The organism is Alcaligenes sp. Marseille-Q7550, assembly GCF_965112015.1.
This window is the reverse complement of the sequence record NZ_CBCOPU010000002.1, coordinates 1,209,977-1,230,032: the sequence shown is the minus strand read 5'-3', so window position 1 is coordinate 1,230,032 and position 20,056 is coordinate 1,209,977. Positions and strand designations below refer to the sequence as shown.

20 protein-coding genes and 3 pseudogenes are annotated in these 20,056 nt (G+C 61.6%); 6 read left to right on the top strand and 17 right to left on the bottom strand.

Annotated features, from left to right (window positions below):
- Window positions 1-7: 7 nt before the first annotated feature.
- From ACWPWO_RS15220 to ACWPWO_RS15205, 4 genes and pseudogenes are all read right to left on the bottom strand, one after another.
- A pseudogene (locus tag ACWPWO_RS15220) lies at window positions 8-379 on the bottom strand (DMT family transporter); the annotation flags it as partial.
- Window positions 380-535: 156 nt separating this feature from the next.
- Window positions 536-853: pseudogene (locus ACWPWO_RS15215) on the bottom strand (EamA family transporter); the annotation flags it as partial.
- A 171-nt stretch (window positions 854-1,024) separates the two neighbouring features.
- The gene (locus tag ACWPWO_RS15210) at window positions 1,025-1,531 is read right to left on the bottom strand and encodes a nucleoside deaminase (protein WP_394062448.1); all 507 of its coding nucleotides are present in this window, start codon (window positions 1,529-1,531) and stop codon (window positions 1,025-1,027) included.
- Entirely contained in the window at window positions 1,524-2,429 is a 906-nt protein-coding gene (locus ACWPWO_RS15205) for a solute carrier family 23 protein (RefSeq protein ID WP_454007291.1), read from the bottom strand. The genes ACWPWO_RS15210 and ACWPWO_RS15205 overlap by 8 nt, the downstream gene beginning before the upstream one ends.
- On the opposite strand from ACWPWO_RS15205, the gene ACWPWO_RS15200 reads away from it, so the two are divergent.
- Window positions 2,340-2,774, top strand: coding sequence for a substrate-binding domain-containing protein (locus ACWPWO_RS15200; protein ID WP_454007290.1), 435 nt, complete (start codon window positions 2,340-2,342; stop codon window positions 2,772-2,774). The two genes, ACWPWO_RS15205 and ACWPWO_RS15200, sit on opposite strands and share 90 nt — an antisense overlap.
- Window positions 2,775-2,870: 96 nt before the next feature.
- On the opposite strand, the gene ACWPWO_RS15195 is transcribed toward ACWPWO_RS15200, so the two are convergent.
- The 11 genes and pseudogenes from ACWPWO_RS15195 to ACWPWO_RS15145 form a co-directional block, all read right to left on the bottom strand.
- On the bottom strand, window positions 2,871-3,638 hold the full coding sequence (locus ACWPWO_RS15195) for a hypothetical protein (protein WP_454007289.1): 768 nt from the start codon (window positions 3,636-3,638) through the stop codon (window positions 2,871-2,873).
- Window positions 3,639-4,775: 1,137 nt separating this feature from the next.
- Window positions 4,776-5,768, bottom strand: a complete 993-nt coding sequence (locus ACWPWO_RS15190; RefSeq protein WP_454007288.1) for a Bug family tripartite tricarboxylate transporter substrate binding protein — start codon at window positions 5,766-5,768, stop codon at window positions 4,776-4,778.
- 42 nt (window positions 5,769-5,810) lie between these two features.
- Entirely contained in the window at window positions 5,811-6,203 is a 393-nt protein-coding gene (locus tag ACWPWO_RS15185) for a nuclear transport factor 2 family protein (RefSeq protein ID WP_454007287.1), read from the bottom strand.
- Window positions 6,204-6,217: 14 nt separating this feature from the next.
- Window positions 6,218-6,616: an oxidoreductase C-terminal domain-containing protein gene (locus tag ACWPWO_RS15180; RefSeq protein WP_454007286.1), complete on the bottom strand. Its 399-nt coding sequence runs from the start codon at window positions 6,614-6,616 to the stop codon at window positions 6,218-6,220.
- An 18-nt stretch (window positions 6,617-6,634) separates the two neighbouring features.
- Window positions 6,635-7,444 (bottom strand): NAD(P)/FAD-dependent oxidoreductase, encoded by an 810-nt coding sequence (locus ACWPWO_RS15175; RefSeq protein ID WP_454007285.1) that lies wholly within the window; start codon window positions 7,442-7,444, stop codon window positions 6,635-6,637.
- Window positions 7,441-7,773: a non-heme iron oxygenase ferredoxin subunit gene (locus tag ACWPWO_RS15170; RefSeq protein WP_454007284.1), complete on the bottom strand. Its 333-nt coding sequence runs from the start codon at window positions 7,771-7,773 to the stop codon at window positions 7,441-7,443. Before ACWPWO_RS15170 ends, ACWPWO_RS15175 begins: the two co-directional genes overlap by 4 nt.
- A pseudogene (locus tag ACWPWO_RS15165) lies at window positions 7,770-9,037 on the bottom strand (Rieske 2Fe-2S domain-containing protein). Before ACWPWO_RS15165 ends, ACWPWO_RS15170 begins: the two are co-directional and overlap by 4 nt.
- A 20-nt stretch (window positions 9,038-9,057) precedes the next feature.
- Window positions 9,058-9,543 carry an aromatic-ring-hydroxylating dioxygenase subunit beta gene (locus ACWPWO_RS15160; protein ID WP_394062431.1) on the bottom strand — a complete coding sequence of 162 codons (486 nt, stop codon included), beginning with the start codon at window positions 9,541-9,543 and terminating at the stop codon, window positions 9,058-9,060.
- 26 nt (window positions 9,544-9,569) lie between these two features.
- Entirely contained in the window at window positions 9,570-10,691 is a 1,122-nt protein-coding gene (locus ACWPWO_RS15155; protein ID WP_454007283.1) for a cupin domain-containing protein, read from the bottom strand.
- A gap of 35 nt (window positions 10,692-10,726) precedes the next feature.
- Window positions 10,727-11,719: an ornithine cyclodeaminase family protein gene (locus ACWPWO_RS15150; protein WP_454007282.1), complete on the bottom strand. Its 993-nt coding sequence runs from the start codon at window positions 11,717-11,719 to the stop codon at window positions 10,727-10,729.
- 15 nt (window positions 11,720-11,734) lie between these two features.
- Window positions 11,735-12,580 carry a fumarylacetoacetate hydrolase family protein gene (locus ACWPWO_RS15145; protein ID WP_454007281.1) on the bottom strand — a complete coding sequence of 282 codons (846 nt, stop codon included), beginning with the start codon at window positions 12,578-12,580 and terminating at the stop codon, window positions 11,735-11,737.
- Window positions 12,581-12,758: 178 nt separating this feature from the next.
- On the opposite strand from ACWPWO_RS15145, the gene ACWPWO_RS15140 reads away from it, so the two are divergent.
- From ACWPWO_RS15140 to ACWPWO_RS15125, 4 genes are all read left to right on the top strand, one after another.
- Window positions 12,759-13,520, top strand: a complete 762-nt coding sequence (locus ACWPWO_RS15140; protein WP_394062423.1) for a GntR family transcriptional regulator — start codon at window positions 12,759-12,761, stop codon at window positions 13,518-13,520.
- Between the two features lie 195 nt (window positions 13,521-13,715).
- Window positions 13,716-14,309, top strand: a complete 594-nt coding sequence (locus ACWPWO_RS15135; RefSeq protein WP_454007280.1) for an AAA family ATPase — start codon at window positions 13,716-13,718, stop codon at window positions 14,307-14,309.
- Window positions 14,306-14,506: a hypothetical protein gene (locus ACWPWO_RS15130; RefSeq protein WP_454007279.1), complete on the top strand. Its 201-nt coding sequence runs from the start codon at window positions 14,306-14,308 to the stop codon at window positions 14,504-14,506. The genes ACWPWO_RS15135 and ACWPWO_RS15130 overlap by 4 nt, the downstream gene beginning before the upstream one ends.
- 4 nt (window positions 14,507-14,510) lie before the next feature.
- Complete coding sequence (locus ACWPWO_RS15125) at window positions 14,511-15,140, top strand: LysE family translocator (RefSeq protein ID WP_454007278.1); 630 nt, start codon at window positions 14,511-14,513, stop codon at window positions 15,138-15,140.
- On the opposite strand, the gene ACWPWO_RS15120 is transcribed toward ACWPWO_RS15125, so the two are convergent.
- Window positions 15,137-16,534 (bottom strand): aminotransferase-like domain-containing protein, encoded by a 1,398-nt coding sequence (locus ACWPWO_RS15120; protein WP_454007277.1) that lies wholly within the window; start codon window positions 16,532-16,534, stop codon window positions 15,137-15,139. The genes ACWPWO_RS15125 and ACWPWO_RS15120 overlap by 4 nt on opposite strands.
- Window positions 16,535-16,658: 124 nt before the next feature.
- On the opposite strand from ACWPWO_RS15120, the gene ACWPWO_RS15115 reads away from it, so the two are divergent.
- Window positions 16,659-17,522: a DMT family transporter gene (locus tag ACWPWO_RS15115; protein WP_454007276.1), complete on the top strand. Its 864-nt coding sequence runs from the start codon at window positions 16,659-16,661 to the stop codon at window positions 17,520-17,522.
- 79 nt (window positions 17,523-17,601) lie between these two features.
- Here ACWPWO_RS15115 and ACWPWO_RS15110 read toward each other — a convergent pair whose 3' ends face one another.
- Window positions 17,602-19,092 (bottom strand): nucleobase:cation symporter-2 family protein, encoded by a 1,491-nt coding sequence (locus tag ACWPWO_RS15110; protein WP_394062416.1) that lies wholly within the window; start codon window positions 19,090-19,092, stop codon window positions 17,602-17,604.
- Between the last annotated feature and the right edge of the window lie 964 nt (window positions 19,093-20,056).

The window sequence follows — 20,056 nt, the reverse complement described above, 5'->3', positions numbered from 1 at the left end:
CGCCGCTTCAGGCGGCCTTGCGCCGGCCGATGACGCCGGTGGCGAGCAGCGTGCCCAGCAGCACGGTGGCCATGCCGGCCAGCATCTGCAGCGTCAGCGCCTCGCCCAGCAGTAGCGTGCCCCAGAACACGCCGAAGGGCGGCACCAGGAAAGTAACGGTGATGGTCTTTGACGGCCCCACATTGGCCAGCAAGCGGTAGAAGATCAGGTAGGCCACGGCCGTGCACAGCAGGGACAGGGACAGCGCCGCGCCCCAGGACGCCAGGGGGGGCGTCTGCCCGGGCCACCAGATCAGGGCGAAGGGCAGCAGGGCCAGCGTGGCGCTGACCATGCTGCCGGCGGCCACGGCCCGCGGCTCCACGCCGCGCAGATAGCGGGCGGTGTAATTGGCGGCGATGCCATAGAACACCGTGGCCAGCAGCGAGGCCAGCACGGCCCAGCCTTGCGCCCCCTGCGTGAAGGACAGCTTGTCGTATACCAGGATCAGAATGCCCAGAAAGCCCACGAACAGGCCCAGGATGCGGCTGCGCGAGAGGCGTTCCTTGAGCCACAGGCGCGCCACCAGGGCGCCGAACAGCGGGGCCATGGCATTGAGCACGGCCAGCAGGCCCGACTCCAGGCGCAGGGCGGCGTAGGCGTACAGGGCGAAGGGGACGGCGGCGTTCAGGATGCCCAGCCCGAAAATCGGTTTCCAGTTGTCCAGGAAGACCTTCAGGCGTCCGGTAAGGGACAGGTAGCTCATCAGCGCGATGGCGCTGGCGCCCACGCGCACGACGGTCAGGGGGAAGGGGCCGAAGGCGGGTACCGCTTTGAGCGTGAACAAGAACGAGCTGCCCCAGATGGCAGCCAGCATGAACAGATCGCGTAGGTCTTTGGGAGACATGAGAGGGGCGGGTAGGCTGCGGTCCCCATGGGCCGCACGCCCGGAGGATTGTAATCCTTGTCCCGCGCCTGTGGCGTGAAGCACCTGCTGACGTCGGGGTCTACGCCCGCGTGGCGGACGCGGGCGCAGGGCCGTGCAGATCTACTTCCAGAAGCCGTGGTGCGGTGCGGCGGCTTCGTCCTCGATCAGGGGACCGAACACGCTCACCTTGCGCTGGCCGCGCGCGAAGACTTCCCGGCAGGGCAGGGAAAAGGTGGGATTCTCGGGGTGGTCGCCGGTCAGCACCAGCAGATTCTCTTCGGCCAGTGCGTAGACCACGCGCCCTATGCCGCACCAGTAGATGGCGCCCGAACACATGCAGCAGGGTTCGGCGCTGGTGTACAGGGTGCAGTCGGCCAGCGCTTCGGGCGGCAGCAGGCGGGCCGCCTGCGCGGCGGCGCGCAGTTCGGCGTGCTGGGTGGGGTCGCCTTCGGGCGGCATGGAATTGTTGCCCGCGGTGCAGATGATGTTGCCGTCCTTGTCGGCCACCAGGGCGGCGAAGGGATGCCGGCCGCGGGCCTTGGACTCTTCGGACAGCGTGATGGTCTGGCGCAGCAGTTCCATGTCGCGCGCGCTCAGGCCGGCGGACGAGGTGACGATGTTATCCATGTTGGGCTCCTTGTTCTTGTGTCAGGGTGGGGGCGGCGGGATCGTCGGACGCGCCGGCGGCCGCCAGGGTTTCGCGGGTGTTCAGAAGCAGGTTCAGTACGATGGCCGTGATGGCGGCCAGGAAGATGCCGCTTTCCACGAACAGTTTCAGCGGTCCTTCCACGCGCTGGAACAGGGCGGGCAGAGACATGGGCAGCACGCCCACGCTGACGGACACCGCCACGATCAGGCCGTTGCGCGTGCCTTCGAATTTCACGCGGCTCAGCTCCTGGATGCCGGCCACCGTGGTCATGCCGAACATGACGATGGCGCAGCCGCCCAGAACGGGCCGGGGAATGGTGGCGATCAGCGCGCCCAGCTTGGGAAACAGGCCCATCAGGATCATGATCACTCCGGCGGCGGCCACCACGTAGCGGCTGCGCACGTTGGACATGGCGATCAGGCCGGTATTCTGGGTGAAGGCGTTGTAGGGAAAGCTGTTGAACAGGCCGCCCAGCATGGTGGACAGGCCGTCGGCGCGGAAGGCGTCGCCCAGCGTGGTCTGGCTGGCGGGCTTGCCGGTGATCTTGCCGATGGCCAGCACGTTGCCGGTCGTCTCGGCCATGATGACCAGCATGGCCATCATCATCACCAGCGTGGGCGCCAGGGCGAACTCGGGCATGCCGAAGGCGAAGGGCGGGCTCAGCTCGAACCAGGCCGCCTGGCCGACGCGGCTGAAGTCCGTGTAGCCCATCAGCATGGCCAGGGCGGTGCCGCACAGCAGGCCGATCAGCACCGACAGATTGCCCACGAAGCCGGAGAAGCGCGCGTGGATGAAGAGGGTGATGACGATGGTGGCCAGGCCCAGCAGCAGGTTGCCCGGCGCGCCTCCATCAGCTTTGCCGAGCTGCGCGCGCATCGCCGGCTGGCCTTTGCGGCCCATGGCCACCGGCTGCCTTCGACGGAATACCTGGAGGCGGGCAATAGCTGGCAGGCGGAAAGCTATTCGGCCCTGCTGGAGATGACTCGCGCCGGCCTGGGCTGGACGACGCTGCCGCGCCAGTCCATCCTGCGCGAGATCGAGTCGGGCGAACTGGTGGAGCTGCCCCTGCAGGCCTATCCGCACACGGACTGGGTGGTGGGCGTGGATCTGCTGTGGTCCCGCCAGGCGCAACTGGGCCAGGCGTCCCTGTGGCTGCGGCATTATCTGCAGCAGTTCAAGGTGTTCGAAATGGACCGCAACGGGAATCGGACGATTCTGTAGGAGGCTCAGAGCGCATCAAATATTTTTTTATGGCCTTGACACCTAAGAGTAGTAAATGGGTTTGGCAGCCAATTTTTTTGCAATTTCTTGCTGGTGTCAATTTTCTGACATAGCTATTTTTATTTCATTTTCAAGTTCTATTAGATCTTTTGATTTTGGGTAAATTAATATCCCTTGGTCTATTATTTCTTTGGCTTTCAAGTAATTTTTATTTAAAAAATTTGATTTTGATTCTAAAAAATAACTTACTGAGCTTTTTAGATTGTCATCTATTTCTATTTCTTTATTATCAAGTATTGATTTGAATATTTCTTTTATTTGTTTTGTTTCTACTAAGTGCCTTAAGACGCTGTGTCTAGTTCCGTGGCAGTTGATGATAAATGTTTTTTTGAAATTTCCAAGAATCCTTTCGTTAAAATAAATTAAGTCTTTTTTGTATTTTAGATCCAGAAAAATAAACGCGGCTCTTTCGCTTGTTTTTATATTGCTAAAAAAATCATGTTTCATTTGTAATTTTGGAAAAACCTTTCCAAATTTTTCTATCATAATTGGGTCTATTGAATTTCTTGGCGCCATTGATATTGCTGTAGATTGAAAAGCGCTTGCGTAATATAGAGCGCAGTAACCGCCTAGCGAATATCCATAAGTATAAGTATTTAATCCGAGAGCATAGGGGCTCAAGATTTGTTTAAACTTTTCTAAAGATAGCTCTTGATAGTGATTTGAGTTGTGATTGACTCCGATTACGTCATAACCTAAAGAGATGATAAAGTTTAACGCAAAGGGTAGGTTGTCAATTTTAGAATGTATGTCGCCAAATGTTATGAATAAATTTTTTTTTTTCATTTGATTTGTAATATTCAATTAAATTATCTTTGTCTTCATATAATTTTAAAACCTCTCTAATGCTGGCGGATGTTTTTGTTTTTGCTATATAAATGGTTGTGCTTTTGCTTTGTTTGGGTAGGTTTTTTGTCCTTATTAAAAATTTGCATTTAAAGTAATTTGGAAAATTGTCTATGTAGATAATTTTTTCTGGATTTATTGGATTTCCGTTTATCAATATATCGATAGAAAATCTTTCATGGTTATTAAGTTCTAAGTAAACTCTATCTGATTTTTTAACAGAAATAACAAATAGTTCGTCATCAAATTTAATTTCTTTTTTGAAGATCATATTTTTTAAATCTCAATTTCATATTTTTGATAAAAAATACTTTTTAGGTTTTCTTGCTATGCTAATTTTTTGTTTTATATGAAAGTGCTTCTTGTGGGATTTAAGATTATTTTCTATTATGAGATTTTTTAAAATTAATTTTTGAGGATCTTGCAAAAATTAGCAAACAATGGTTGTGGCTGATTTATAAAAGGTTTTTGAGCGTCTAAGTTTTTTCTGTTGGAATGCATGATTTGCCAAGCCTTATAGATCATTTGTACATGAGTATGGCATAAATCACCTTCGGCAACATGCAAGGTTTGGTCATCAAAATGGGGCTAGATCCTGAAGATAGTCAGTATGCTTCAGAGCGCACCTGCGCCGCAGTCATGCAAGTGCTGGCGCAACGTAGAGGGGGTGCTTACATGTACGTGTGCAATCTATGACATGTGTGTACTGAAGCTGGTGTTTGCTGGATCACGTATCTTAGCTGTTCCAAGTTTATATCGCTTTGCAGACAGTCAGCGACCGTCTTGGTTTTTTGAGCAAGCACCTAGGTCAGAGTTGGACGTATCTATATGGCTACGCTAGCAAGCTAAATGTGTGGGCCCCGCACATGACGTAACAGGCGCTGACTGTGCAGGTGTGTTTCCCATCAAGCGAAGGAGTTGTCGCGACTTGTTTTTATAGATCACTCTAGTGATGGCAACTCAGGTGATCGAGGCCGGGAAGATTGGTTGTGGCCGAACCCACTTTCTTGTCTGAAGGATGGCAGGCGCAGGTATGAAAGCCGGCGCCCTGGCGGGCGCCGGCGCGGGCCCGGCGGGGAGCCGGGCCGGTCGGGATCAGTCGACGCGGGCGCCGGACTTTTTCACGACTTCACCCAGGCGGGTGTATTCCTCTTGCACGAAGGAGGCCAGCTCTTCGCGGCTGGTGGGGGCCGTGTCGGCGCCGCGGGCCTTCAGGATCGCCACGGTCTTGGGATCGCTCATGGCCTTGCGGGCGGCCTCGTTCAGGCGGTCCAGCACTTCCGTGGGCGTGCCCTTGGGCGCCCAGATGGCGTCCCAGGCGAAGACGTCATAACCGGGCACGCCGGCCTCTTCCATGGTCGGGATGTTGGGGTGCGAATCCAGGCGCTTTTTCATGGTGACGGCCAGCGGGCGCAGCTTGCCGGCTTCGATCTGGCCGGACAGGTTGGGCATCACGTCGATCAGCAGGTCCACGCGCCCGCCCATCAGGTCGGTCATGGCCGCCGCGCCGCCCTTGTAGGGAATGTGCAGGATGCTCACGCCCGTCATCTGCTTGAACAGCTCACAGGCCAGGTGCGAGGTCGTGCCGTTGCCGGCCGAGCCGCAGGTCAGGCTGTCGGGGTTGGCCTTGCCGTAGTCGACCAGGTCCTTGACGGTCTTGTACTTGCTGTCGGGGTTGACGACCAGTGCGGCGGCAATGGTGGTCAGGCGCGAGATGGGCTCCAGGTCGGCGTTGGAATAGCCGGGGTTGGAGTACAGCCAGTGGTTGATGGCGCCGGTGCCGTTGGTGCCGTAGCCCAGGGTGTAGCCGTCCGGCTTGGCGCGAGCCACCTGGGAAGTGCCGATGTTGCCTCCTGCCCCTGGGCGATTTTCCACGATCAGCGTCTGGCCGAGCTGGCGGCCGATGGCTTCGGTGGCGATGCGCGCCAGCGTGTCGCCGCCGCCGCCCGCCGGGAAGGGTACGATCACGGTGATCGCGCGCTCGGGGTAGTCCGCGGCCTGCGCGGCGGCGCCCAAAGCGAAGCCCGTTCCGAGCAAGGCGGTCAGCGCCAGGCGGACGCCGGTGTTGATGAATTTTTGTGTGAGCATGTCTGCTGCTCCCCCCTTTTTCTGGATGATGAAAGTACTGCGTTAAAGATGCTTGCTGCTGCGCTTGCAAACCAACGTCCATTGGCCGTCCACACGACGGAAATGGTCCTGGCTGCGCAGAATGGTCTTGAGCTGCAGGGCGCCGTCGGGTCCCTGGTTGTCGTAGACCGTCACGTAGTAATGGGCCACGGCTTCTTCGTCCGTTTCGGCGTCAAGATGAAAATTGCTGATCTGATGGCTGGTGATGCGCTCGGCACGGCGCTCGGCCAAGGCCTGCCCGATGGCCTGGGGGCCTTGCAGCGCCTGGCCCTGGCGGTGCCAGACCGTGTCCTGCGTCACGCAGGTCAGCAGGCCCGCCGTATCGGAGGCGTCCAGACTCAGGTAGAAGCGGCTGGCCAGTTGCAGACAGGCGGTATAGGCAATGTGATTATCCATGTCTTGGCTCCGATTCAGGCCAGGGCCTGGGACAGTTTGTTCAAGGCAATGGCGGGGTCCGCCAGCTCCTGCGGGTCGGCCCGGCTCTGGCGTTCCACCAAGGCGCGCGCGGTGCGCCAGTCGCGCCCCGCATTGATGCCGATGACGCCTTGCACGATGCCTTGATCATCAAGGTAGAAGCGCAGGCTGCCGCCTTGTTTCAGGGGGCGCAGCGCCGTGGAGCGGGCTTCGCTGACATGGCCGCAGATCTGGATGAAGCGATCGTATTGTTGCGACCAGACCAGCGGCGTGGGCAGGTAATGCACATCCTGCCCCAGAATGGCCTGCGCGACGGCGATGCCCTGGTCCTGGGCGTTCTGCCAGGATTCCAGCCGCATGGCGGGGCGTTGGCCGTCGGCGGGGCGCAAGGCCACGTCGCCGGCCGCATAGATTCACGGGTCGGCGCTGCGGCAGCGTTCGTCCACCACCACGCCCTGCCGGCAGGGCAGGCCGGCTTCCACAGCCAGCTCATCGTTGGCCAGCAGCCCGGCCGCCATCACGATGTGGGTGCAGGACAGGGTGGCGCCGTCGGACAGCACGGCTTTGAAGCCCTCGCCTTCGGGATGTACTTGCGCGGCGGTCACGCCCAGGCGCAGGTCCACGCCCTGCTCGCCATGCACGGCGGCCAGTTCGTCGGACATGGCGGCGCAGACGCTGCGCTGGCACAAGCGCGGCGCGGCTTCCAGCAGTGTCACGGCATGGCCCAGCTGGCGGGCCGTGGCAGCCACTTCCAGCCCGACCCAGCCTCCGCCGATGATCAGCAGGCGGCTGGGTCGGGACAGGGATTCCTTCAGGCGCAGGGCGTCGTCCAGCGTGCGCAGGGTGAACATGCGCGGATGGTCCGCCAGTTCCGGCAGCAGTTGGCGGGCGCGCCCGCCGGTGGCCAGCACCAGATGGTCATAGGCCAGCTCGCCGCCGTCGTCCAGGATCACGCAGCGCCGCTCGCGGTCGATGCGCAGGGCGCGGCGGCCCAGCAGGGCCTCGATATCCAGCGCCTGCATGGCCGCGGCGTCCAGCAGGGTCAGTTCGGCCACGCTCGTACCTTGACCCAGCAGGATGTCCTTGGACAGCGGCGGGCGCTCGTAGGGCGCATGGCTTTCCTGGCCCACCAGCACGATGCGGCCCGCAAAACCCTGGTCGCGCAGCGTGCGGGCGGCCCAGCCGCCCGCCTGCCCGGCGCCCACGATCACCACCGTGGTCATGCGGCGTCTCCGGCCACGTAGATGGCCTCGCCCTCGACCTTGACCGCGTAGGTCTTCAGATCGACGGTGCAGGGCGCGGTGCGCGCCTTGCCGGTGCGTATGTCGAAACAGCCCTGGTGCAGCGGACATTCGATCAGGCCGTCTTCGATGTAGCCGTCGGCCAGGCTGGCGTTGCCGTGCGTGCAGCGGTCCTGCGTGGCGTGCACAGAGCCGCCCTCCAGTTGGTACAGGCAGACGGCCTCGCCGTTGACCACCACGCGCAGCGTATTGGCGTCGGGCGAAATGTCGCCGGTCTGGGCGGCCAGGATCCAGTTCAGTTCGGTCGTCATAGTCCCATTGCCTCGCGGTAGTACTTGTAGAAGGCGCGGATCAGCACTTCGCTGACCATGTAGTCGGCGGGTTCGGTGTCGCGGCCGCCCATCTCCACCACGCTGACGCTTTCCGGATAGCCGGAAATGCCGGTCTGCACCTGCTTGAGCATTTCGCTGTCGTCCATGGACACGAAGCCGGCCGGGCCGAGCAGGTTGGCGTGCTTCAGGCGCAGGCGGGTCATTTCCTCGTCGTCGTCCTCGTAGCCGTAGTAGGTGAAGACCAGTTCGTGCGCGTTGGGGCCGCGCGGGATCACGTGGCGCGTCTTGAGCGAGTTGGCCTGGATGCCGAACTGCGCGGCCGGGAAGATCCAGGCGCCGCCCACGCGGCCGCGGCTGAATTCCTTGCGGGGCGTGACGGTCTCTGCATCCAGGATGCGCAGGTCGTCGCGGAAGCGTTCCATTTCCGCCGTGGCTTCGGTCTTCTTCTTGCCTTCGTTGTGCGACACCATCACGCTGTGGGCGCCGCCGCCGGTGGGGATGCACTCGGACTTGGAGTCAGCGCGCCACAGGCCGAAGGTGATGTAGAAGGTGTGCAGCAAGGTGGCGTGTAGGGGTCCTTCAGGTTCTCCAGGTACATCTTCCAGTTGCTGGGGATCAACTGGCGGCTGTAGCCCAGCAGCGTCAGCTTCTTGCCCGGCAGCATGTGGTCGATCTCGGCCAGCACGTCGGGGCCGCAGTATTCCTCGAAGCTGGGCGCGGTCTCGGAAAAGGTCGCCCAGATGGAGCCGCCGCGGTTCACGGTGCGCAGGCGCTTGATGCCCCATTTCTTGGGGTCGAAGTCCTTGGGCATGCCGCCCTTGCCCAGCGCGCCGCGACGGAAGGGCACGCCTTGCAGGTTGCCGTTCAGGTCGTAGTTCCACTGGTGGTAGGGACAGGTGAAGTCCGTGACCTTGCCGGTGTTTTCCCAGCAGATCTGGGCGCCCTTGTGGGCGCAGCGGTTCTCGATCACGTTGATCTCGCCGTCTTCATTGCGCACCATTACCACGGGGCGGTCGCCGATCCACTGGCGCTTGAAGCTGCCGACTTCGGGCACTTCGCATTCCAGGCCGACGTAGTTCCAGGTGTCGCCGGCGAAGAACACTTCCATTTCTTTCTTGTAGACGGCCGGGTCGGTGTAGACCCAGGCCGGGCTGCGGGTCAAGCCTTCCTCGGGCCAGCGGCGGGTGATTACGATGGGCGCCTCGACCCCGCGCGGCGCCTGTTCAGTGTGATTGCAGCTCATGAAATTCTCCTGGCGGGGCGTCAGACGGGGATGATCAGGGAGTTGCGGATGCGGTAGTTGTCGTACACGCAATCGCGGCGGCGCAGCAGGAAGCCGTCTTCCGTCTGCTCCAGGATGTCCTGGTACTGGCCCACCAGGTTCACGGTGGGTTCCTGGTCGGACAGCGCCTCGGTGATCAGGAAGTTGGCCTGGGCGTGGATCAGTCCGTCTTCGATACGGTTGATGCGCACGCCGCTGATGAAGTGGCGCAGCGTGCGCGGTTCGTACATGGTGGTTTCGCGCAGGGCGGTGACGCGGTCGCGCAGCATGTTCTTGTTCATGCAGTAGATCAGGCCCAGCGGCAGCCCGGCCTTGACGTTCTCCTGCGAGATCACGCGGTAGTGGCAGTCCTCGGTGAAGTAATCCACCCAGCCTTCCAGGTTCACTTCGTCCAGGGTGTTGGCGTAGTCGTCGTAGAAATCGCGGATCTGCATGCGCAGCGCGAGCGTGTCCTGTACTGTGGTCATGATGTCGTTCCTGTGATGCGGGCGGCTTACTTGGCCGCGACGAACTGGGCGCGGTTGCTTTCGAAGCCGGCCTGGCGGCCCAGTGTCAGAATGGGTTCCTTGATGCGTTCCTGCCAGATCAGCGATTCCATCGCGATCTGCAGCGGATGGTCCTGGATGGTCAGGGCGGAGGTGGTCTGGTCGCCGGAGTGGTGCGAGTGCATGGCCCAGCCCGGTGCGGACAGGATCAGGTCGCCTTCCTTCCATTCAAGGCGCTCGCCGTTGACCTTGCTGTAGCCGCGGCCGCGCAGGTAATAGTTCATGGCGGCGGAGCTGTGGCGGTGCGGAATGTGGTGGTTGTTCGGCGGCGAGCTGGAGATCGTGGCGAAGAAGCTGTGCGTGGTGCCGATGCGCCGCTCCGTCGCGGGGTTGTACAGCACGAACAGGCGCCGGCCGTTGTAGCCGCGGTCGATCTCTTCCACGCTGGGCAGGTATTGGGAGACTTTTTCCCAAGGCCAGTGCAGCGACTTGGATTCGATCACGTCGATGTCGATCAGCCATTCGTAGCCCAGCAGCCAGGCGCCTTGCTCGGTGATCTGTTCGCGCAGGGCCAGGTCCCGGGCGCGCGGACCGCTGGAACTGTTCGGGGCGGCGGCGGGCGTGGTGCCGGCGTCGGCCGGCGGGATGTCGCCCTCGAACTCTTCCACGTAGTGGATTTCCAGTTTTTCCAGCAGCGGCGCGTTGGAGTAGGACAGGCGCACCCAGGGGGCGTTGCTGTCGTTGTAGTAGCTGTGCACAGCCATGGAAGGCGTGTTCCAGACGTCGAACTTGCTGACGCGGGTCTGCGTGCCGTCACAGACCGCCACGCCGCTGCCCGAAATGCAGATCTCGACCATATTGGAGTTCTTGCGCAGGTTGAAGGTGCGCTCGCCCGGGTTCAGGACATTGATGGTCACGTCGATGCCCGGCGACAGGCCCAGGCCGGGGCGGGTGGCCTGAGGGTGCACGATCAAGCTGGCGCGCCGGCCGTTGTCAGGGCGCGCGATGTCCTGCAGGCGGGCGATCTCCAGATCGATGGATTCCTTGGTGATCACGATGGACGGCCACATGTTCTGCTCGCGAGGAGCGGCGCCGCTGACATCCACGAAGGGGCTAGACGTTTTTTCCATGAGAGTTCCTCTGGGCCGTGACGGCCGCACTAGATTTAATCGAGAAGCAGGTTCTGGCGGGTCTGGGCGGGCAGGGCGATGCCCAGTCCGCGTTCGACTGCGCGCTGATACACGGTGGTGGCCATGGCCAGGTCGGACAGGCCCATGCCCATGCCCTTGAACAAGGTCAAGCGCGCGTTATCGGGGCGGCCGATGCCTTGGGCCAGCCGCTCGCTCAGCGAGGAGACCTCGCCCCAGGCGGCGGCCTCGGCCCCGAAGCGCTCGCGCAATTCGCGCGAGCCGCGCAGGGCGTTGTCCCTGTCGTCCACCACGATCAGGTCGGCGGACTGCACCACGGCCTGTTCAAGTTCGGCCTTGGCGGGCAGGATGGCGCCCACGGCATTGATGTGGCGACAGGACTGCATCAGCTCGAGGGTGATGAACGGATCGGTGGCGCGGGTGATGGTGGTGACGATGCCGGCGCCGTCCATGGCCGCTTGCAGGCTGGCGCAGTCGCGCAGCGCAAAGCCGTAGCGCGGAGCCAGCTTGGCGACGAAGGCGGCGCGTTTTTCGGCGGTGGGGCTGTAGACGCGCACTTCGTCCAGTTCCTGCACGGCCGCCAGGGCGGCCAGTTGGGTGACGGCCTGCGGGCCGGTGCCGATCAGCGCGGCCACGCGCGTCTCGCGCGGGGCCAGAGCGCGGGTGGCTACGCCGCTGATGGCGGCCGTGCGCATCATGCCCAGCGCGCGGGCCTCGATCAGGGCCTGCAGGCGGCCGTTGTCGGCGTCGAACAGGCTGAACATGGAGCCGCCGCCGCGCGGCGTGTGCACCCAGGTCTTGAAGCCGCATTGGCCGCCTTCGGTCATCACCGAGCCCAGCGCGTGCATGGAGCAGCCGTCGCCCCAGGTGCCCAGCGCCTTGGGCACGTTCTTGACGGCCTGGCGGCCTTGGGCGGCCAGCATGCCGGCCAGGGCGTCGATCGCGGCGGGCATGTCCAGCACGGACACCACGTCACGTTCGGTCAGGTAGAGAACGCCATCTTGCTGCATGAGGATTCCTTGGTATCAAGCGGTTGGTTCGTCGGCCACGGTCGAGCGCAGCACGCCCAGGCCGGAGATGTCGATTTCCAGCACGTCGCCGGCCTTCATGAACAGCGGCGGCGTGCGGCGCAGGCCTATGCCTTCGGGCGTGCCGGTGGCGATCACATCGCCCGCGCGCAGCGTGGTGAAGGTGCTGATGTAGGCGATCAGCGCGGGGATGGGGAAGATCAGGTCAGACACGGGCGCGGACTGCATCACCTCGCCGTTCAGCCGCGTCTGCAGGGTCATGGCCTCCGGGGCGCCCGCTTCATCGCGGGTGACGATCCAGGGGCCCAGCGCGCCGCTGCGGTCGAAGTTCTTGCCGGCGGTCACCTGCGCGGTGTGTTTCTGGAAGTCGCGCACCGAGTTCTCGCCCATGCAGGTGTAGCCGGCCACATGGTCCATGGCCCGTTCGGCGGGAATGTGGCGCCCCTCCCGGCCGATCACCACGGCCAGTTCTCCCTCGAAGTCGAACTGGGTGGAGCAGGCGGGGCGGATGATGTCCTGTTCGTGGCCCACGAAAGAGTCCAGGTGACGCAGGAACAGGGAAGGATGGGAGGGCAGCTCGCGTCCGCCTTCCAGGACGTGCCGGCCGTAGTTCAGCCCCACGCATAGAATCTTGCTGCCGGATTCGGCGACTGGCAGCCATTGCACTTCGTTTGCATGCAATGCGCTTTGGCCTTGCTGTTCAGCGGCGGCCTGCAGGGCGGCCGGCGATTGCGCCAGGCCTTGGGCCAGCGTGGGCCACACGGCGTCCAGGGGAATCACGCGGTCCTGTACCGCCAGCCCCCAGCGAGCGGCGCCCCGGTGCGAGAAACGGGCTAACTTCATGGCGTCTCCTGCAATGCCTTGCATGCAAAATAAGAACAAGGCTCTGTTTTTGGTCAAATAATCGTTGTTTAAATTTATTATTGCATGCAATATTGATCTTCATCAAGTTTTTTGCATGCAATTTTGTGGTCGACAGTCTGAGTTACACTGTCGGCTCCGCAACCACTATCGACCTGCCATGGCCGTTCAGACAGACCGTGTTATTTCAGCGCTTCGGGAGATCATCCTTTCCGGAGAAGTACGTCCCGGCGAGCGCCTGACGGAGCTGCACTACGCTGCTCGCCTGGGCGTGTCGCGCACGCCCTTGCGGCTTGCGTTTGCCGAGCTGGAAAAAGAAGGCCTGCTGGAGCAATTGCCCTCCCGGGGCTTTCGCGTGCGCGTGTTTTCCATGGACGATATCGGCGACGCCGTGGAGGTTCGCGGCGTGCTGGAAGGCATGGCGGCCCGCCTGGTGGCCGAGGCCGGCCTGACTCCGGAGGCGCGCGCCGAACTGGAGGCGGCCGTGCAGGCTGGTCGCGCGCTGGTGGACCAGGCATTGCATGCAGAAAGCCATGCCGTGGACGCGCAGGCCTGGCGCAAGGTCAACCAGCGTTTCCACGATGTGCTGGCTCAGGCCTGCGGCAACAGCGCGCTGGTGTCGGCACTGGAGCACAACAACAAGATGCCGTTCGTCGGGCCCGGTTCGCTGGCCCTGGCCACCGTGCCCACGCGGCTGGCAACCTCGTTCGTGACCCGCGCCCAGACCGACCACGAAGACGTCCTGCAGGCCCTGGTCCGCGGCGAGGCCAGCCGCGCCGAAGCCCTGATGCGTGAACACGCCTACCGCAGCCGCGACAACAAGCGCCTGCTGATTCAGGAAATGCGCGACGCGCGCGGCAAGAAGGGCGATTCTCCCGCCCTGGGGCCGGCGGATCTGCTGGTGAACAGTATCAGCGCATAAGACGGCAGATTCTTGTTGGGTGGTTTTGATATGCTTGATGGACGCGTCTTCTCCGAGACCACCGGCACGGCTGGCGCGGTGATTTTGTAGCCTGTACGGCGCCAATGGGTCCGATCAAAAGAAGGTTATGACTATACTAGGGGAGAAAGCTCGTCCGGAATCATTGTTCACCCTCGGAGCTTGTGGCTTCAAGCTATGAGTACGCCTCTCTCTGATATGCCGATCTGCTGGATCATTGCCGGCCCCAACGGAGCCGGCAAAACGACGTTTGCGCTGGACTATTTGCCAGAAGTGGCAGGTTGCCGTCAATTCGTCAATGCAGATCTGATCGCAGCGGGCTTGTCGCCGTTGAATCCTGAGCGGGAACAGTTAACCGCATCTCGTTTATATTTGAGCGAGATAGAACGCTGCGTGCAGGCGCGGGAAGATTTCGCTTTTGAGACAACGCTGTCGGGACGAGGCTATTTGCGCTTGATTGATCGCCTGGTGCGGGAAGGTTGGCACGTGGAGTTGATTTATCTGGCCTTGCCCAGTGTGGCGATGTCACGGGTCAGGGTGGCGGAGCGAGTGGCCCATGGTGGTCACGATATTCCGGTCGAGGCGATCGAGCGACGCTTCGGCCGTAGTTTGTACAATCTGTTTACCTGGTACGCGCCCAAAGTCCATCGTGCACGATGCTACTTGAACAGTGGTGATGCCCCAGCGGCCATATTCGTGCAACGGGGGGAGCAACTGGAAGTGCTTGCAGAGCCCGAGTACTTGCAATTAAGACGAGAGGCCGGTTTATGACCCTCTATGATGATGATGATCGCAAGGTTCTGGAAAGCCTGAGGAAGTCGGTGGCCAAGGCGTTGGACCGCAAGCGCCGCCTTGGGCAGTACGCTGTGGTCTGGCAGGATGGCAAGCCTGTTTACATTGGGCCCAATCCGCCCTTGGAGTCAGCCTTGTCTGACGCGCCCGACTCTCTCGCCGAACCACCCCGTTGATCTCATGAACCTGACCACCTTGCTTCTGTTCATTCCCGCCTGCTTTGCCTTGAACATGGCGCCGGGGCCCAATAATCTGCTGTCCGTGCACAATGCGGCGCATTACGGGTTCCGGTCCTCGGTCCTGGGCGCGGGCGGGCGTCTGGCGGCCTTTGCCATCATGATCGCCCTGGCCTCCATTGACCCGACCGTGGTGCTGCAGCAGGCGGCTTTCCTGCTGCTGGGCATCAAGGTCCTGGGCGCCTTGTATCTGCTGTACCTGGCGGTGCAGCTGTGGCGCAAGCCGGTTTCGCAGCAGTCGGTGGCGGGCCTGGTCGGCCAGCCCATCAGCCAGCTGGCCCGCCAGGAATTCCTGGTGGCGGCCGGCAATCCCAAGGCCATCCTGATCTTCACGGCCTTCTTTCCGCAATTCATCCAGCCGGGCGGCTCCTACCTGCTGCAGTTCGCCTGGCTGGGCGTATTGTTCCTGCTGATGGAGGTCGTCGCAGTGGCGCTGTATGCCTGGATGGGGCGCAATCTGCGCCAGCTGCTGGCCAAGCCCGGCGCGCAGCGCCTTTTCAACCGGACCTGCGGCAGCCTGCTGGGGCTGGCCGGCGTGGGGCTCTTGCTGTCCCGCCGCGGCGCAGCGTCTTAAGCCGCCGGCAAGCCTTCCGCCAGTGCGCGCTCCAGCACCTGGAACACGCGCGGGTCCATGGATTGGGCCACATTGAAGCGAAGGAATCGGCCCGCCTGCGGAGCCTGGCTGAAGGCCGGGCCGGGAGCCAGCACCACTCCGTGCTTCAGGCAGGCGCGCGCCAGCGCCACGGCGTCCTGGCCGGGGGGAAGGCAGGCCCAGACGAACATGCCCGCACGCGGCCTTGTCCAGGGTTGCAGATCCAGTGCGTGCAAGCGAGCCAAGGTCTTGTCCATGGCCTGGGACAGCCTATGCCGGACGTGTTCCAGGTGCTTGCGGTAGCCGCTGTCGGTCAGCGCCGTCATCAGGACCTGGGCCGCAAGACGGTTGCTGCTGAAGCTCGTGGCGGTGCGCAGGTCCACCAGGCTGTCCATCCATGGCGCCTGGGCTGCAATGTAGCCGCAACGCAGCGAGGCGGACAGCGTCTTGGAGAAGCTGCCGATCTGGATCACGCGCGACAGGCCGTCGAAGGCCGCCAGCCGAGAGGCCGGGCGGGCTTCGAAGTCGCCGAAGATGTCGTCTTCAATGATCACCAGGTCCGTGCCCTGGGCCAGGGCCAGCAGCTTGTGGGCCGCGGCGGCGGACAGGCGCGCGCCGGTCGGGTTGTGTATGCCGGAATTGGTGATGTAGAGGCGCGGCGCATGCTCGCGCAGGGCGGTTTCGAAGACCGCCAGGTCGGGGCCGTGCGGCGTGTAGGGTACGCCCACGGCCTTGGCGCGATGCGCCCGCAGCATGGCGTGGAAATTGAAATAGCAGGGATCGTCCACCAGCACCGTATCGCCCGGCTTCAGCAGGAAGCGGCAGATCAGGTCTATGGCCTGCGTACCTGAATCCGTGAGCATGATCTGATCCGGCGCCGCATCGATGTCCAGATTGGCCAGACGGCGCGCCAGCACCTGGCGCAGGGGCTCCAGGCCCAGGGGCGAGCCATAGTCGGTCAGTTCGGCCGCGGGAGCTCGGGCCGCCTTGCGCAGCGCCCGGCGCAGGCCTTCGTCGTACATCCAGTCAGGGGGCAGCCAGCCGCAGCCGGGCATCAGCATGGCGCTGTCGGCCTCCAGGGACTGCCGCGACACCCACAACGGATCCACTTCGCGGTCCAGGGCCGGCTCCAGGGCGGCCAGGGTCAGCGGCGCCAGGGGGCCGGCCACATAGAAGCCGGAGCCCCGCCGGGCTTCGATCAAGCCTTCCGCCGCCAGCCGCTCGTAGGCTTCGACGATAGTGGAAACGGAAAAGCCCATGGCCTGCGCCTGAGCGCGCACCGAGGGCAGCCGCATGCCGGGAGAATACGCGCGGGCCGCGATGCGGCTGCGTACAGCCTGCATGACCTGATCGATGCGGGTCGGGGTGGTTTTCATGAAGATCGTCCAGACTGTATGGGTGCGTAAACCAATACAGTTATTTGAAACTGTGCTGGAGTGTGCCTGGGTATGCTGGCACGGCTGTGATGTAGTGGCAAGCATCATCGTCGGAGCGCATCATATGGATAGCAAGGCAGTCAGCTGGATCAATGGTTTCATCGGGGTGGTGATTTTCGCGGGGTCCTTGCCGGCCACCCGCGCCGCCGTGCTGGGGTTCGACCCGTTTTTCCTGACCGGCGCGCGAGCGGCGGCAGCCTCCCTGCTGGGCGCCGTCCTGCTGATGGTCCTGCGTGCGCCGCGCCCGCAGCGCGCGGACTTGCCGGCGCTGTTCCTGGTCGCCTTGGGCGTCGTGCTCGGTTTTCCCTTGCTGACGGCGCTGGCGCTGCAATACGTCACCTCGGCCCATTCCATCGTCTTTGTCGGCTTGCTGCCCTTGTGCACGCCTGCCTTCGGCGTGCTGCTGGCGGGCGAGCGTCACCGCCCCGCGTTCTGGGTGTGTTCGCTCCTGGGCAGCGCCGTCGTGGTGGGGTATGCCGCGCGCGATGGCCTGGACGCGTCCTGGCAGGGCGATTCCCTGATGCTGGCCGCCGTGGTGGTCTGCGGCCTGGGTTATGCCGAAGGCGCGCGTCTGTCGCGCCGGCTGGGCGGCTGGCAGGTGATCTGCTGGGCCCTGCTTATGTCGCTGCCCGCCATGGCCGCCATGGCGATCTGGCGCTGGCCGTCCAGCTTCGGCTCGATAAGCCTGACAGCCTGGCTGGGCTTTGGCTATGTTTCCCTGTTCAGCATGTTGCTGGGTTTCGTGTTCTGGTACCGCGGGTTGGCGCACGGCGGCATTGCCGCGGTAGGGCAGTTGCAGCTGCTGCAGCCGTTCATGGGCCTGGCCCTGGCGGCCGCCCTGCTGGGAGAGGCCGTCAGCATCGGCATGGTGCTGGTCACCCTGGGCGCCGTGCTGTGCGTGGCCGGCGCGCGCCGGTTCGCATCTTGAATGAAAAAAACCGGCTTATCGCTAGGCCGATAAGCCGGTGTGAAGTTGTTGCTTGCTGCTTTTTTATTCCAGGCCGCCCTTACGCTTCGGCGTGCTTGGCTGCTTCGATGGCGGCGTGCTTGTCTTCTTTGGCGCCGTTGAAGAACAGGTTCAACAGGACGGCGGCAATGGAGGTCAGCAGGATGCCCGATTCGATCAGGGGGTGGATGGCGTGCGGCATCCACTGCATGTAGTTGGGCGCGACCAGGGGAATCATGCCCACGCCGATCGAGATGGCCACGATCATGGAGTTGTTGCGATTGGTCTTGTAGTCCACGCCCGACAGGATGCGGATGCCGGTGGCGGTCACCATGCCGAACATCACGATGCCGGCGCCGCCCAGCACCACGGTGGGCAGGGACTCGACCAGGGCGGCCATCTTGGGCAGCAGGCCCAGGATGACCAGGATGACGCCGCCGGCCACGCACACGAAGCGGCTGCGCACGCCGGTCACCGCCACCAGGCCCACGTTCTGCGAGAAGCTGGAGTAGGGGAAGGTGTTGAAGATGCCGCCCAGCAAGGTGCCCAGGCCATCGGTGCGCAGGCCGCGCGCCAGGTCTTTCTGGTCAACCTTCTTGCCCGTCATGTCGCTCAGCGCGAGGAACATGCCGGTGGACTCGATCAGCACCACGATCATGACCAGCGTCATGGTGGCGATGTGCAGGGCGTCGAACTTGGGCATGCCGAAGTGGAAAGGCAGCACCAGGTCCACCCAGTCGGCCTTGGCGACTTTTTCGTAGGTCATGATGCCCATGGCCGAGGCGATGATGGCCCCGATCACGATGCCCAGCAGCACGGCGACGTTGGCCAGGAAGCCCTTGCAGAACTTGGCGATCAGCAGGATGGACACCAGCACGATGGCGGCGATTCCCAGGCCGGTCAGGTTGGCGTAGCGAGGGTTGGGAACAGTGGGCTTGAGCACCAGGCCGTCCGGCGGAGGCGGCAGGGCCGAGCCGGGCATGGCGGCCGCCGACTGCGCATGCTGCAGCCAGGCCAGGTGATCGGGGTTCACCACGGACGGCGCGGTCGGGCCCACGGGGTTGCCGAAGATCCAGTTGATGCCCACGCGCATCAGCGTGATGCCGATCATGGCGATGATGGTGCCCGTCACCACGGGCGGAAAGAAGCGCAGCATCTTGCTGACGGCCGGCGCGATGATCATGGTGATGATGCCCGCGCCGATCACCGTGCCAAAGAGCAATTGCGCGCCTTCGTGCCCGGGATTGGCCTGCGCCATGGACACCATGGGGCCGACGGCCGCGAAGGTCACGCCCATCATGACGGGCAGCTTGATGCCGAAATATTGGGTGAAACCCAGCGACTGGATGATGGATACCAGGCCGCAGACGAACAGGTCGGCCGCGATCAGGATGGATACCTCTTCGGACGAGAGGTTGAGTGCGCGGCCCACAATCAGTGGAACCGCCACAGCACCCGCATACATCACCAGGACGTGTTGCAGGCCGAGGACGGCAAGTTTCCCGTTTGGTAAACGTTCGTCGACGGGTGCGGAGGTAGTGCTCGTACCCATGAAATGTCTCCGTATTGGATGAGTTGTTGTGTAGAACAACGCCAATGTAATGGAGTGATGGGGGCTGTTCATAATCGAATTCATATACAGGCCCCCGCAAACTACCTATAAGTCAGGGAAAACCCGTGCAAAATGAGGGGGTATTGAACGATTCTCAAGGGAGATAAGGGAAAACCCCGTGCCGGGCATGGTCTTAGGGCTTATACGTAACTTCTTATTACATTGTCGACCGACATAAGGACTGGCATGGGTGTAGGCCATGAAGTGGTGATTAAACTCATGAAGCCTCGCTGATGGCCCCGTCATGGAACTAGAGGCTTGGCAGGTGTTCCATACCGGTACCGCTCCCGGTCGTGTTTTCGATGGGGCCGCGATGGCGGGGGAAGGACGGTAAACACTATAGAAAGAAGTGGTTGCTCCAAAATACATCCTGAGGTTTTTCAGCGTAGACGTATTAGTGGATTGGCGCTTGGTTACATGCGTTTTCATAGCGGCTTGGCTTGTGTCTGGCTTAGGGCTTACCCTCAATGGTATGATCCCATGCAAGACTTTTTGCCTGTTCCGGGCATCCCGCGTCATGTTGTTGCTGCGCCTGCCGCAGCTTTTTTATTCTCTGGGTAAATCAGAGTCGTTGGCGGGAAATTGAATTTCTAAATTCCATATTTAATATTTTGGATGTGGAAATTGATGTGATGTTGTTTTGGATAATGAGCCGATTGATTGAAAGATGCTGTTGAAGTAGACGCCCTGCTTATTTTAGGTGTAAAGCCTTTCGGTCTATCGGGATAATAATCATAAGAATATTTTTATTGATCGGGATTAAGTGAAGAGGATATGGGTTATAAACTCATCAAAAAAATAAAAAATCTTGAGCTTAACGCTGAAGAATCAAGGACCGAATATGGTTGCAAATAATGTGTTTGTGCGACCAAATGTAAATAACGTTTCTTTCTTCATTGGAGCT